This is a genomic window from Streptomyces sp. NPDC006294, assembly GCF_042870895.1.
In the GTDB taxonomy this organism is placed as follows: domain Bacteria; phylum Actinomycetota; class Actinomycetes; order Streptomycetales; family Streptomycetaceae; genus Streptomyces.
Genome location: NZ_JBIAHV010000012.1, coordinates 19936 through 32873 on the forward strand (window position 1 = coordinate 19936; position 12938 = coordinate 32873).

A 12938-nucleotide genomic window follows, 5' to 3' on the forward strand; every position below is an offset into this window, starting at 1 on the left:
GCCCTGCGTACGGTTCCGGTGAGGCGGTAGACCCCGAGCCGGGTGATGTAGGTCCCGCGCAGCGCCTCTGCCGTCAGAGCCGAGGGATCGCCCTTGACCAGGCAGTCCCCGTGGCCCACGTCGGCACCCGCGTTCGGCCTTACGCTGCCGCCAGGATGTCGACGACGAAGACAAGAGTCGACTTGGCTGGGATCTCCTTTTGGGGCTGGGCCCCGTAGGACAGGCCCGGGGGAACGACGAGCAGCATCCTGCTGCCCACCTTCGCCCCGGCCAGGGCCTTGTCCAATCCTTTGAGGAGGTTGCCGCGGCCAATGACGACGGGTGTGGGCCCCTGGGACCAGGAGGAGTCGAAGAGCGTGGCCTCCTGCTTGCCGCGATTGGTGCCCCACACCGCAGCGGCGTGGCGGAACACCACCGTCTGGCCGGCCGTGACCGGGGGTCCGGAGCCGTTGATCAGCGCCTTGGAGACCATGCTCTTTGGCGGGGCTGTGTCGGGCACGGCGATCGCGACGGCCGTGCGGTCGGCATTCACCTGGGGCAGCGCCTCAGGCACGTCCTGCTGCTGCCCGGGGACAGTGGAGTTCGCGCCGATGACTTTCGTGATGTCGACGGCGAAGACGACGGTATCGGTGCCTGAGACGCCGAGCTGGGCGTTGCCGGTAGTGCCATAGGCGGCAGCGGGCGGCGCCACGACCAGGATCCGGCTGCCGGCTCGCTGCCCGAGGACGGCGCGGTCCAGGGCGGGAATCACCGCTCTCTGGCCGAGGGGGAACACCGTGGGGGCGCTGCCCTTGTCGTAGGTGCTGGGCAGCGTCGTGCCGCGCTTCCAGGTCTTGGCGGTGTAGTCGGCGATCACAATGTCGTTCTTACGGGCTTTCCGGCCTTCGCCCTGCAAGGTGGTGGTGAGAACGAACTTCCCGCTGGGCTCGGCCTTCGGGATGGTGATGACGCCTTTCCGCCCGAACTCCCCGGATACGACGGGCAGTACCGTGTCAGTCGTCACGGCGGCTGGCACGGCCTGCCGGGACACGGAAACCGTCGGTGCGGGCAGTGGCCGATGGCTGCCCTCGGGGGCAGAAGTAGAGCTGCTGCAGCCAGCCAACAGAATGGATGCAATGACGAGCGTTGCGACTCGACGCATGAAGTTCCTCGATTTGGAGAAAAAGGCAGCACCCACCGAATTGTCAGCGGGCTGCACTGCCGACGAAACAGCTAGCGGTGGGGCCGCCCGCGATTAAGATCAGGCATTTGGCGGCTTGCGGACCCCGCATTGATAACCATTTGCAAGTGCGAGCCAACCGAGGGAGAAGAACACGAGAGAGTTCTTCCTTGATTCGAATTCCTTCATTGGCATCCTTCTTTGACACGCTTTTGAGTTTGCATCACCAGCGACGCCACCACGGCTTGACATGCAGCTCAGGGGCCAAACGCAACGGTGTTGGGGTCGAGGGGCGTAGGTGATCAGCTCTCAGGTTCCATGCGGACTGAGGATCCAGCATCCCGGGAAACGGTAAGGATCTTCTCGATCGTGTCGTCTGGCATGTCAACCCATACCCGTACGGGAGACTCGATTGTGCCGAAGAGTTGGCGGTCGCCAGACCAGGCTTCCGCGTTGATGACTTGGTGAGCCAGACGGGAGAAGTGGGAAACTTGATCGCCGCGACTCAGGTCGACCTCTACCCCCATGAGCGAGTCACCTCCCTTAAAAAGACGTCGCCACATACTGGCCGGTGATTTCTTTCCGGCAATTTCAGTCATCGCCTGGAATGATTTCTGAATTCGCTCGTCACTGGGGGGTTCATCGAAATAGAGGTCGATTAGAACAGTGGCTTCCACCGAAAGCAGCTCCATGGCAAGATGCGACATAAAAATCTCCATGTCGCGCTCGGTTACTGCTGCGATATATCGCATGGTGTTGGCCTTTCTCGAAGAAATGGCCCTCCCGGACTGCTGATCCGGGAGGGCCAGCGATGTGCGGTGAAAACTATCCTATACAGCTTCGCCGATAGCACGGATTACGATACCGATGGACCTCATCCGGAATCCAGATGGGCGGACCCCACCTGCGACTCGATCGGCTCAGCCCTCTCCCCAGTCGGCCACCCCACTTGCCAATGAACCTGAGTGCGCCGCGTGCGCGGTAGTGCTTCTTACCGACGTTCACATGCCATCCATTAGACCGGTCCCACTCGGCACGGATCCGGTGATTCTTGAAATGCAGACCGGGTCGGCCATCGCGCATGACGAAGTGTCTATTCTTCTTTTTGAAGAAGAGGCATTTCGTCGCGCTGCACCCCAGCTTCTTCTTGAACCCGCTTTTGATCTTCTTCCACCAGCTCTTGCCGTCGAGGTCGAAGGCGTTCACCGGGTCGCCGGGGTAGCCGTAGCGGTTGTCTCCGCCTGCGTATACCGGGTCGATGGACAGGAAGCGGCCGGTGGTGGGGTTGTAGAGGCGGACGCCCATGAGGGTGAGGCCGGTGAGGGTCTCAACGGACCGCTGTTTGGCGCCAAGCCAGTTGTAGCGGGCGGCTGCCTGACCGGTGCGGGGGTTGCCGTATTCGTCGCTGTCCAGGGCGACGGGGGCTTCGGTGGTGTCCAGGGGAAGCTGGAGTGCCACATCGCCGTGGATGGTGGTGAGCTGAAGGACGGTGTCGCCGGTCTTGCTCGTGGTGGCGGCAAGGTCACCGCCGATGGAGTCTACGTTGCGGGTCAGGGCTCCGGTGGCGGTGTCCTCGACGATCCAGCGGGGGTTGTCGCTGTCGCTGTCGTAGTGGTTGCGCTTGGAGGCGGTCTGCGTCCAGGTACCGGAGGTATCGGTTGCGACCGTCCAGGAGCGGAAGCGCAGGTTCGCGTCGAGCTGCCAGGTCTGACGCTTGCCGTTCGCCGTCTGCTGGTAGGGGAGATCGTTGGCGTAGTAGCCGAGCGTGCTGCCGGGCAGGGCGGTAGTGCGGCCGAACGCGTCGTAGGTGTAGCCGGTGTCGACGAGGCGGTCGGCGCTGTCGTAGGCGTGGCTGGTGGTGGTGCCTCCCGTGGTGGGGCAGGCCGCGCTGGGGACAGCGGTGGCGGAGGTCAGGGATGTGCGGTTGGTGCGCTGGTCGAAGGCGTAGCTTCGGCGGGTGCACACGTCGCTGACGGTGTCCAAGACGGTGGTCAGGCGGCCGGTGTTGTCATAGCGGTAGCTCTGGTCGGACCAGCCGGTGTGGGCGGTCACCTGGCCGTGGACGGACTCGGTGACCGTGTCGGAGACGACGATCTCGCCGTCGGTGTCGCGGGTGTAGAGACGGGATGTGGTGGCGCCGGTGGTGTCCTCGGTGGTGGTGAGGGTGTAGCCGCCGGGCAGCTTCTCGGTAGCGACCGAGCCGTCCGCGTCGTAGGTGGCCTCGAAGACACCAGCGATGGAGTCGGTGGTCTTCGTGGCCAGGCCGCGCGGTTCGGCCGTGTGATCGTAGGTGTAGGTGACGGTGGACGGGACGGTGTCGGTGATCTTGACCGGGCGGTCGAGCAGGTCGTACTCGGTGGTGGTCTTGCCGCCGTCGGTGTCGGTGTAGGAGATCTGGCGGCCAAGCTTGTCGTACGCCCTGACGATCGTCCCGCCGGTCGGCGAGACGGTCTTGATAACCCTGCCGGTGTCCGTGGCGTACTCGGTGGTGGACTCGGGCACCGCCTGGCCGAGGCCGCCGGTGACCGTGACCTTCGTCGGGCGGCCCGCCGCGTCGTAGGTCGTTGTGGTGGTGCGGGTGACACCGTTCGCGGTGTCGGCGACCTTGGTGGGGGTGCCCCACTGGTCGTACTCGGTGGTGGATGTGGGCAACTGGCTCGGGTTGGTGCCGCCGCCGGTGATGGCGCTGGCCGGGCCGGTGGAACAGACCAGGTCAGCCCACTCCGGGCGGCCGGCACAGGTGCCGGTACCGGTCGCGGTCCAGTACGTCGTCACTCTCGTGGCCGCGTCTGTGCCGGTCGCGCCGGGGAGACGCTGCTTGGTGATGCGGCCTTGGGAGTCGTACTCGGTCGTGGTGGTGAGGGCCAGGCCGGTGGGGTCCTGGATCACCTTGACCGGCAGGCCCTTGACCCAGTCGTAGTCGGTCTGGGTGGCGCGGGTCTCGGCGTGGATGGTCGGGAAGTCCAGGATCTGGGCACCGGTGGTGCTCTTGGTGACCTGGTTCTCAACCGTCGCCGTGCCGTCGGTTGGGCGGCCGCTGTCGTACTCGTTGACCGTCCAGGTGCGAGCGGTCACGGACGCACCAGCCTGCAGCAGCGTCGTGCCGCCGGAGACCAGATCCTTGGTCAGCTCCACTCGACGCAGTGGGCCAAACTCCTCCAGTTCCTGGGTTCCGATGGCGTTGTAGACCGAGCGAGTAGAGAGCAGTTCGGCACGCTCGGCGTTGGAGAATTGCGTGATACCCAGGCCGGCTTGGACCGCGGTGTCGGCCGCGGTGAGGCCGAGCGCGATCGCGCGGTTGCTGGCGCTGAGTTCCCGGACGGTGTTGCCCAACCGGTCGTACTCGGTGGTGGTGATGTGGCCGCCGGGAGTGATGCTGTTGACCTCGCGGCCGGAGGCGTCGGTGTAGGTGATGGTGGCACGCTTGTAGTCCGCAGCCGTCAGGCTGGAACCGGCGTGGCCGGTCGGAGTGACGTCCACAGGGAAGACGGCGGTGGCGTCGGTGGGGACATCGAACTGGCCCCATGCCTTCACGTCCGCCGCGCCCATCGCGTACGGGGCGGTGGTGCCGCTCAGCGGTACGTCATAGACGACGCTCGTGGCCGCGGTGCCCTCGGTGATGTCGGATGAGCCCTGCTGCAGACCGGGACGCGATGCTTTCAGCAGCATGCCAGCACCGGCAGTGGCCGCGTTGCCGGCCGTGCCGTAGGTGAACGTCCACGGCAGCTCGCCGGGCGGCGTCAGCGTGGTGACCCGGCCTGCGGCGTCGTAGTCGTAGGCGGTCTTCAGTGCAGGGGAGATCCGCGGGTCCGACACTTCACGCAGACGGCCTGAATCGTCGTAGGCGTAGGCGGCGATGGACACCGCGGTCGAGGTGGTAGCGCCCGGGGCGGTGGACCACAGGCGGATCCGCTTGACCCGCCCGACGTAGTCACCGAACGACGTGGCGGTAGCAGTCGTCGAGAGCGGGTACAGGTACTCCAGCACGCGGCAGCCCTTGGTCGACGGATCAGCCTCGCAGGTCGAGGCGGACACCGCGGAGGTGGGCGCGATGACCCACTTCGGCCGGGCCACGGTCTTACCGTCCACCGTGGTCGTCTGTGAGACCACCTTGGTGGTGGAGTTGGTTGTCGGCAGGTATGTCGACGAGATCGCCCACGTCGTCACGGCCGGATCGGCCTTGGTGAAGGTCGTGGTCGTGCCGTCGGTGTCGTTGAGCGTGAAGGATCCGGTCAGCGAACCGGTCAGGGTCAGGTCCTCGCCACCGGGCTCGGGCTTCCAGCCGCCGCCGGTGGTGGCGGTGAAGCCGGTCTCCTCACCGTCGACATCGACCAGGGCGACGGAGGTCGGCGAAGTCTTCTTCACATAAACCCAGTCGGATTCGGTGAGTTCCGCAACCGTGCCGGAGGTCCATTGCGGGCCGAAGATCGGCGCCTGGCCCTCCTGCTTCGTTCCTGCATCCGGGCGGCGTGAGGAGGCGGTACGCGTCACGCTCATGTCGAACGCGGAAGCGTCGGACTCTGAGAGGGTGTAGTCCCCGGTCAGCAGGTTCGCCGAACCAGGACCGACCTCTTCGGCCGGCGCGGTGCCGGCGTCGCGGTCGACGGTGACGGTCACCGGCTGGGAGTAGCCGGTGGTGGTGCCGTCGGTGAACGCGGCCCGCACGTCGATGGGGCCGTCATCGGCGAAGGTGCTGGTGATGTTCCACACGAGCGCGGGCGGCGCGCCGTTGGGCGCGGCCAGCGGCCAAGCGGTGACGGCCGAGCCGTCGGAGTTCTGGGTGACGTCGGCCAGCGGCACGTTGGCCCAGGCATCGGTCTCGCCGCGCCGGTACTGGTAGGTCAACCCGGTGTAGGTGGGCTTGCCCGTGGCGGAGAGCGCCACCCGACGTGCGGGTCGGTCGCCGTCACCGGGGGTGAGGATGGCGGCCCCGTCGGCGCCGATACCGAACTTGTACTCGGTCGTGCTGGCAGAGATGTTGCCGCCGGAGTCGACGGTCTTGGCGTAGAGGGTGTGCCATCCGTCGGCCGGATTGATGGTCACAGTCTTAGGGTCGCCGCCGTTGCCGTCGACTGTGTCGTCGATCCGGTTGGGTGTGTTGGGATCGTTCAACCCCCAGTAGTAGCCCTGCCCGTCGGTGGAGGTGGTGTCCAATGTGCACTGCGCACCGTTGGCGGCCTTGGCGGTCCAGGTGTCCTTCGTGTAAGGGTCGCAGACGATGCTGGGCGCGGCCGGCTTGGCGGTGTTGAGAACGAATGCGGTGTAACCGGTCCATGATCCGTACAGGGAGCCGTCGTAGCCGCGGATCCGGTACCGCAGATGCTTACCCGACGGGAAGGCGCTGGTCGAGGGGATGGTCAGCGAGGCGGTCGTGCCCGAGGCCACACTGCCGCTGAGCGCGGTGTAGGTGTAGGTGGTGTCGTTGTAGGCGGGGTCCGGGGTGACCTCGAACTGGGCCTTGACCGTCCCGCCGTCCGCATCACTCACCTTGGCCGACATGGTCGGGGTCAGTGAGGTCACGTACCGCTTGGCGTTGTACGCGTTCACCGCGCTCGGCGTGATCGCCTGCGCGGTCGGCACGGCCGGGTAGGAGTTGTAGGTCACGGTCAGCGACGGCTCAACATTGGGGTCATGGGCGCCGTCGACGTAGTTCGCCGAACGGTACCGCCGCCAAGTGAGGGTGTCAGTCTCACTGACCGCAGCCAGGCGGACGCCGTAGTTGGGCTGGCCGTCCGCCCAAGCCTGCACTACCGCATCCACATCCCACGAGACCAGACCCGCGGGGCAGGAGGAGTTGTACCCCTTGGCCGCGGTCGAGGTCACCGCACCCGTGGTAGTCGTCGACGGCTGCGCGGACCAGGAGATCGCGGACGGATCCCAGTTCGAGGTGATCCGCCGCACCTGCACTCCTGAGCCGGAGGTGGAGCAGGTGGAGGAGTAGTACGAGTACAGGCGCAGATCAGTGTCCACGATCTTCTTGCCCGCGTACTTGGCCACGTCGAACTTCAGGAACGAGCGGGCTTTTTGCACCCCGTCGTAGGTGCCCGCCTTCAGCTCCGTCGACCCGCGCTGGCTGGTCGGGTAGGCGTCGTACTGGATCCAGGTGTCCGTGGTGGGACCCGCCAGGGTGTTCGTCGGGTCGACCACCACCGGATACGTCACATCCGGGTCAGACAGGAACGTGGCGCTGGGCTTGAGCACGAGCGTCTGCCGGCCGTCGGCGGCCGTCTCCACGGTCGTGGTGACGACCTGGACGTTCTCCGGCTCCTTCGACTTCGCATCCTGCGTCCCGTCCCACATCAGCGGCGGCGGGGCGGCAGCGACCTGCTTGCCCTTGGTGTCCTCCCAGCGCAGCCGCTCGTCCGACGTCTCGGCAAGAGCGAGGCCCTTGGCCGTCACGGGCAGGCGGAACTCCACCGGTCCGCTCGGCCGCTCGCGCAGCACCACCGAGTGGGAGAAGCCCTCTGGCAGCGCGGAGACGACCACGTCTCCGCCAGGGACCGCGTTCGGGTAGATGGCCGTGTTGCCCTTGAGTACCGGCTTGGGAAGGGTGCCGTCCCAGGCCACGCCGAAGGTCTTCTCGCCGCGGGTGACCTGCGCCAGTGGCGCTGTGCTGCCGCCGGCGGAGAAGGCAATTTCCGCGGCCGCGGCCTTGGGCAGCACCTTGCCGTCCACCTCGGACAGCGTCACGTCCACCGGCTGCCACGCGCCATGGGAGTCCTTCACCCGGATCGGCCCGGTGAAGGATTCCACCGTCACCGTCCCATCCGGGTTGGCCCAGCTCGTCGTCGAATCCGTCCGCGCGTCCAGGATCTCGATCCGCCGCTTCTGCAGCCGGGCCATCACCTGCGCCGACGTCTCGTCGTTGGCCTGGGCAGGGCCGAGGTTCGCCGGCGTCTCGGTCTGGACCGACTGCGACTCAGCGCCAACAGCCGCGCCTTCCATCACCGTTACGGACAAAAGCAGAGCGAGCCCGCCCGCTATATAGCGGAGGCTCCTCCCGCTCCAGATCCGCCCTCGCTCATCCTGAGCAGGCAGATGATCGCGATTCATCCTGAATTCTCACCCTTATTGAGAAGTAACAAGCATGACCAACGCGGAACGTATCCAGAGAGAAAAGATCAAATAAGCAGGCAGAGAACGCTATAACGGGCAACTTGAGCGACAGTCAGATATGTGATCCTGGTCACACTTCCCTTGTTCTGGGAACCAAAACCAGACCGCGCTGGTAGAGCCCGACTGGCCAACTCCGGCCAGACTTGGGGGCGTTCACGGGACTGATTACTCATTCGGCGATCAGTACGGGGGGCCGTCCCGCAACCGGCCCGCCGAGAGGAACGTAGGGCGGGAAGCCGAGCGGGCTGCCGCCGAGGCTCGGGTAGACGACGCAGTCGGGCAGCACAGCGAGGAGCTGCAGCCCGGGATACGCCCACAGCCTCGAAGGCTGAGGATGCGGGCACAACATCGGGCATGGCCAAACGGGATGGTTGGTGGTGACTGATCGACCACCTTTTCGGAGATCCGCATGTGTGTTTGGGTCCAGGTGACAGGTTGTCAGTGGGTCCCGCCATGCTGATCGTGCACGGCCGAGACCGGCCGAGGTCTGAGCTGACCCGTGGTGCGGGTGAAAGGGAGTCGGCGGGTGGGATGTGCCCGATCTCACCGTGCAGTCGGCGGTGGCAGTACCAGTCGATCCATTCGGCGGTGGCCAACTCGACCTCGGAGAGTGTCTTCCAGGGGCGACGGGGCTTGATCAACTCGGTTTTGAACAGGCCGATCGTGGACTCCATGAGGGCATTGTCGTAGGCGGCGCCGACCGATCCGATCGACGCCGGGACCCGGCCGGGCACCACGACGGAGGAGTCGGCCGAGCTGAAGCGACTGAAAAGAGAGAACGCCGAGCTCAAACGGGCCAACGACATCCTCAAGGCCGCAGCCTTAGATTCAACCGGTCAGAGCAACAGTGCTGTTTGAGGGCGGTAGAAGTGGCGAGGATGGGTCGGCCGGGGATGCCGGACGAGATGAAGGCCGACTTGTGGCGGCGGTGGAGGGCTGGGGAGTCGATCAGTGTCATCTCTCGGCAGATCGGCAAGCCGCCTGGCTCGGTATTCACCGTTCTCAAGCACCACGGAGGGATCGCTCCCGGCTCCCGCAAGGCCCGCGCGAGAAGCTTGACCTTGGGCGAGCGCGAGGAAATCTCACGCGGACTGTGCGCCGGCCAGACCTACCGGTCTCTCGCCGCCCTCCTGGGGCGTGCGGTGTCGACGATCAGCCGCGAGGTCGGCAACAACGGCGGACGGGACGCCTACCGGGCGATTACCGCTCAGGAACGGGCACTTGAGCGTGCTCGACGACCGAAACAGTGCCTCCTCGCCCGCGAGCCCGTACTGAGGCAGACGGTGCTGACCATGCTCAAGGAGGAGTGGTCACCTGAGCAGATCGTCGGACACCTTCGACTGCACCACGGGGATGACCCGAACATGCAGATCACTCACGAGACGATCTACCGGTCGATCTACACCACCCGCTGGAAGGTGGTTCCGCGAGAGCTGTGCAAGCGACTTCGCACAGGCCGTCCGATCCGGAAGAACAAGCGCCACACGGTGAGAGGCCAGTGGCGTTCGCAGATCACCGACGCCCGCCCGATCGACGAGCGGCCCCAGGCGGCGGAGGACCGCAGCGAACCAGGACACCTGGAAGGCGATCTGGTAATCGGCTCGAACAACAGCCAGGTCGCCACGTTGGTCGACAGGAAAACGCGCTTCCTCACTGTGGTGAAGCTGGCCAGCCGTCACACTGCTGTGGTCATTCCCGCCCTGGCGGACGCCTATGAGCGCATGGAATCCCGCCTACGCGCCACGCTGACCTGGGACCGCGGCATGGAGTTGGCAGCTCACAAGCGCTTGACCGCCGACACGGGTGTTGACGTGTTCTTCGCGGCTCCGCGGAGCCCCTGGCAGCGCGGCACCAACGAGAACACGAACAAGCTCCTCCGGCAGTACCTGCCCAAGGGAACGAACCTGTCGACGTTCAGCCAGGACGATCTCGACGCCATCGCGACGAAACTCAACAACCGCCCCCGCAAGTGCCTGGGATTCCGGACTCCGGCCGAGAGTGTTGCCTTGACCGGTTGAATCTAAGGCGTCTTTCTTCGCGGCCGAGCTCGACCGGCCACACACACGCTCGTAGCGTTCATCGACGAGCACAAGGACCGCTTCGGCGGCGTCGAGCCGATCTGCCGGGTCCTCACCGACCACGACTGCAAGATCGCCCCGTCCACCTACTACGCCCACCACAAACGCCAGACCGCACCCGCTGCCCGCACCGTCCGCGACGCCGAACTGAAGACCCTCATCACACAGGCGTACGAGGCCAACTACTACCGCGAAACCACGGAACCCCAGGTCACAGTCACAACCTAGAGTCTCGATCAAACCCGGAACGGTTCACCCTGCCCAACCGTCACGGCAAAGACCGTTGCAGTACTAGCAGACGTCACGTAGCCACTGTTCGGTCGGCCGTCGCAGGTTCTTGGTCTCCGTAGTCCGTCGCCTTCTCATCCTTGGCCGGAAATACACCTTGGAGAAGAGCAGTTGAAATTATCAGATCTCCCCGTACCGGGATCGCGGGCCTTGCGGCCACCGCGGTCCTGACCGGGCTCATGCACGTAGCGCCGCAAGCTGCTGGGAAAGAAGACGTAACGGCCCTCCGGCTCCGCCTGCCCACGCACCGGTCTGGCCACCCAGACCGGTGCCGAGCATGATGCGTTACCCGCAATACTTCGGCCCCCGCAAAGGCCAAGAGTCTGGTGCTGTCGTCCGGTAGGTGGCTGCCGCCTCTACACGTTGCAACCGGTGAGCCGGTGGCGGAAGCCGTCATTGAGTCGGTCCGTCAGGATGTCCCCTTCGGGGGGCAGGACATGGGGCTGGTGAGCTCCCATGTCGGCCAGCAGGTCGGGGGCGAGGGCGCAGGCCACGATGACAGCTCCGCCTCGGGTCTGTCGCCGTCGATCGGGGTGGCCCACATCAGCACCAGCGGGTCGCCGTCCAGGTCCCTCACTTCGGCGCGCCATCGAACGGAGGTCTCCAGGAGCAGGGTGTGGTTCAGGAAGCCGGCGGCGATTTGGTCGCGTCCGATTCCGTGGGCCATCCCGGCGACGTCGCTGACCGCGTCCTCGACGAAAAGCCGGGCCAGCGCGTCCAGGTCGTAGGCGGTGAACGCCGCCCGCAATGGCATCGAGGTCGGCGATCGGCACGGCGAGTTCGCCGGCCACGATGGCGTCGGCGATCCGCTTCCAGTCATCGAGCTGCGCATTGCCGTCGCCAGTCGAGCTGATGCGGATGGCCGACCCCGAGGAGGTGGCACACGGGAAGCCCAGCAGCCGGCGCAGTCGGAGTGGTTCACCATCCCGGCCTGGATCACTGCGCCGGACCTCGCCGGCTTCGGTCAGCTGCCGGTCGGCGCGGTGCGGCGCGTCGACGAGCAGTTAGACTTTCTGTTCACATTTTGAAAGCTGATCTAAAATGGGAATGGCAGGGTGCCTGCGGGTCGTGGGACCAGCGACGGCACGTCGAGCGAGGAGAAGCCGGAACCGTTCATGAACGCCGAACAGCACTCAGCCGTCACCGCCCCGTACCTGTACGACCGGTCCGGAAAGCGCTACTCCCTGGACGACCCCCGCTGGCGGGGCGAGGACGGCAGCCCCCTCGCCGTCAGTGCACTGCCGGGCCTGCGCCCCGGGCAGATCGACACCGCCGAACGGTCCCTGTGGCGCTACCACGGGGCCCTGCCCGTCCCTGCCGCCCGCCGGGTGAGCCTGGGCGAAGGGTGTACGCCGATGATCCCGGTCGACTGGGCCGGCCGGCGCGTCCACTTCAAGCTGGAGTGGTTCAACCCGACCTCCAGCTTCAAGGACCGGGGCGTATCGGTGATGATGTCCCACCTCGCGGCCCACGGCGCCGACCGCGTACTCGAGGACAGTTCGGGCAACGGCGGTTCCGCAGTGGCCGCCTACGCCGCCGCTGCCGGCATCCGCGCCAAAATCATCGTTCCAGCCGCCACCTCGGAGGCCAAGGTCCTCCAGGCTCGCGCCTACGGAGCGGAAATCGAGCTCGTGGGCGGCACCCGCGACGAAGTCTCGGACGAAGCGATCCGCCAGTCGGAGCAGATTCCCTACGCCAGCCACAACTGGCACCCCATGTTCATCCAGGGCACCAAGACCATCGCCTACGAGATGTGGGAGTCCCTCGGCTTCACTGCCCCCGACAACGTCGTCCTGGTGGCCGGGGCGGGCAGCAACATCATCGGGTGCGACATCGCCTTCGGCGAATTGCTCGACGCCGGCCAGATCGACAGGCGCCCGCGTCTGTTCGTCGGGCAGCCCGAGCACTGGGCGACCATTGCCGACACGTTCAACGGCACCGACCCGGCCCAGCGCGGCGAGCGAGTGCCGACGATCGCCGAGGGCGCGTCCATCGCCCACCCGGTCCGACTGCCTGAGGCGGTGGAAGCCATCCGCCGCTCCGACGGCGCCGCCTACGCCGTCACGGAGGCGGAGATCCAGGCCGCGGTCCGCGCACTGAGCGCGCGAGGCCTGTACGCCGAGCCGACCAGCAGCGTCGCCGCGGCGACCCTCGACCACTTCATCGCGACGGGCGACATCGCGACGGGCGAGACGACCGTCGTCGTGCTCACCGGTGCGGGGCTGAAGTCCACCGAGAAGATGGCCTCGGTGTTCGCCGGGCCCGCCGCCTGAGCCCGTACCAGGAAAGGAGAGCGC

The 12938-nt window shown here is 66.2% G+C and carries 8 protein-coding genes and 1 pseudogene; 4 read left to right on the forward strand and 5 right to left on the reverse strand.

Going from position 1 to position 12938, the window contains the following annotated elements; all coding sequences use genetic code 11:
- Positions 1-139: 139 nt before the first annotated feature.
- The 4 genes from ACFYOP_RS21840 to ACFYOP_RS21855 all read right to left on the reverse strand — a co-directional run bounded on the left by ACFYOP_RS21840 (position 140) and on the right by ACFYOP_RS21855 (position 8949).
- A complete protein-coding gene (locus ACFYOP_RS21840; protein WP_356899519.1) occupies positions 140-1141 on the reverse strand; it encodes an FKBP-type peptidyl-prolyl cis-trans isomerase in 1002 nt (333 codons plus the stop codon).
- A gap of 320 nt (positions 1142-1461) precedes the next feature.
- Entirely contained in the window at positions 1462-1911 is a 450-nt protein-coding gene (locus ACFYOP_RS21845) for a hypothetical protein (RefSeq protein ID WP_356899518.1), read from the reverse strand.
- 73 nt (positions 1912-1984) lie between these two features.
- Positions 1985-8104: a DNRLRE domain-containing protein gene (locus ACFYOP_RS21850; protein WP_356899517.1), complete on the reverse strand. Its 6120-nt coding sequence runs from the start codon at positions 8102-8104 to the stop codon at positions 1985-1987.
- Between the two features lie 176 nt (positions 8105-8280).
- A complete protein-coding gene (locus ACFYOP_RS21855; RefSeq protein ID WP_388452448.1) occupies positions 8281-8949 on the reverse strand; it encodes an integrase core domain-containing protein in 669 nt (222 codons plus the stop codon).
- A 34-nt stretch (positions 8950-8983) separates the two neighbouring features.
- On the opposite strand from ACFYOP_RS21855, the pseudogene ACFYOP_RS21860 reads away from it, so the two are divergent.
- Positions 8984-9127: pseudogene (locus ACFYOP_RS21860) on the forward strand (IS3 family transposase); the annotation flags it as partial.
- A gap of 41 nt (positions 9128-9168) precedes the next feature.
- Complete coding sequence (locus tag ACFYOP_RS21865) at positions 9169-10293, forward strand: IS30 family transposase (protein ID WP_356899516.1); 1125 nt, start codon at positions 9169-9171, stop codon at positions 10291-10293.
- Positions 10294-11050: 757 nt separating this feature from the next.
- On the opposite strand, the gene ACFYOP_RS21870 is transcribed toward ACFYOP_RS21865, so the two are convergent.
- A complete protein-coding gene (locus ACFYOP_RS21870; protein ID WP_356899515.1) occupies positions 11051-11395 on the reverse strand; it encodes a nuclear transport factor 2 family protein in 345 nt (114 codons plus the stop codon).
- On the opposite strand from ACFYOP_RS21870, the gene ACFYOP_RS21875 reads away from it, so the two are divergent.
- Both ACFYOP_RS21875 and ACFYOP_RS21880 read left to right on the forward strand, forming a co-directional pair.
- The gene (locus ACFYOP_RS21875; RefSeq protein WP_356899514.1) at positions 11373-11669 is read left to right on the forward strand and encodes a hypothetical protein; all 297 of its coding nucleotides are present in this window, start codon (positions 11373-11375) and stop codon (positions 11667-11669) included. The genes ACFYOP_RS21870 and ACFYOP_RS21875 overlap by 23 nt on opposite strands.
- 87 nt (positions 11670-11756) lie before the next feature.
- Positions 11757-12914, forward strand: coding sequence for a pyridoxal-phosphate dependent enzyme (locus ACFYOP_RS21880; RefSeq protein ID WP_356899513.1), 1158 nt, complete (start codon positions 11757-11759; stop codon positions 12912-12914).
- The last annotated feature ends 24 nt before the right edge of the window (positions 12915-12938 follow it).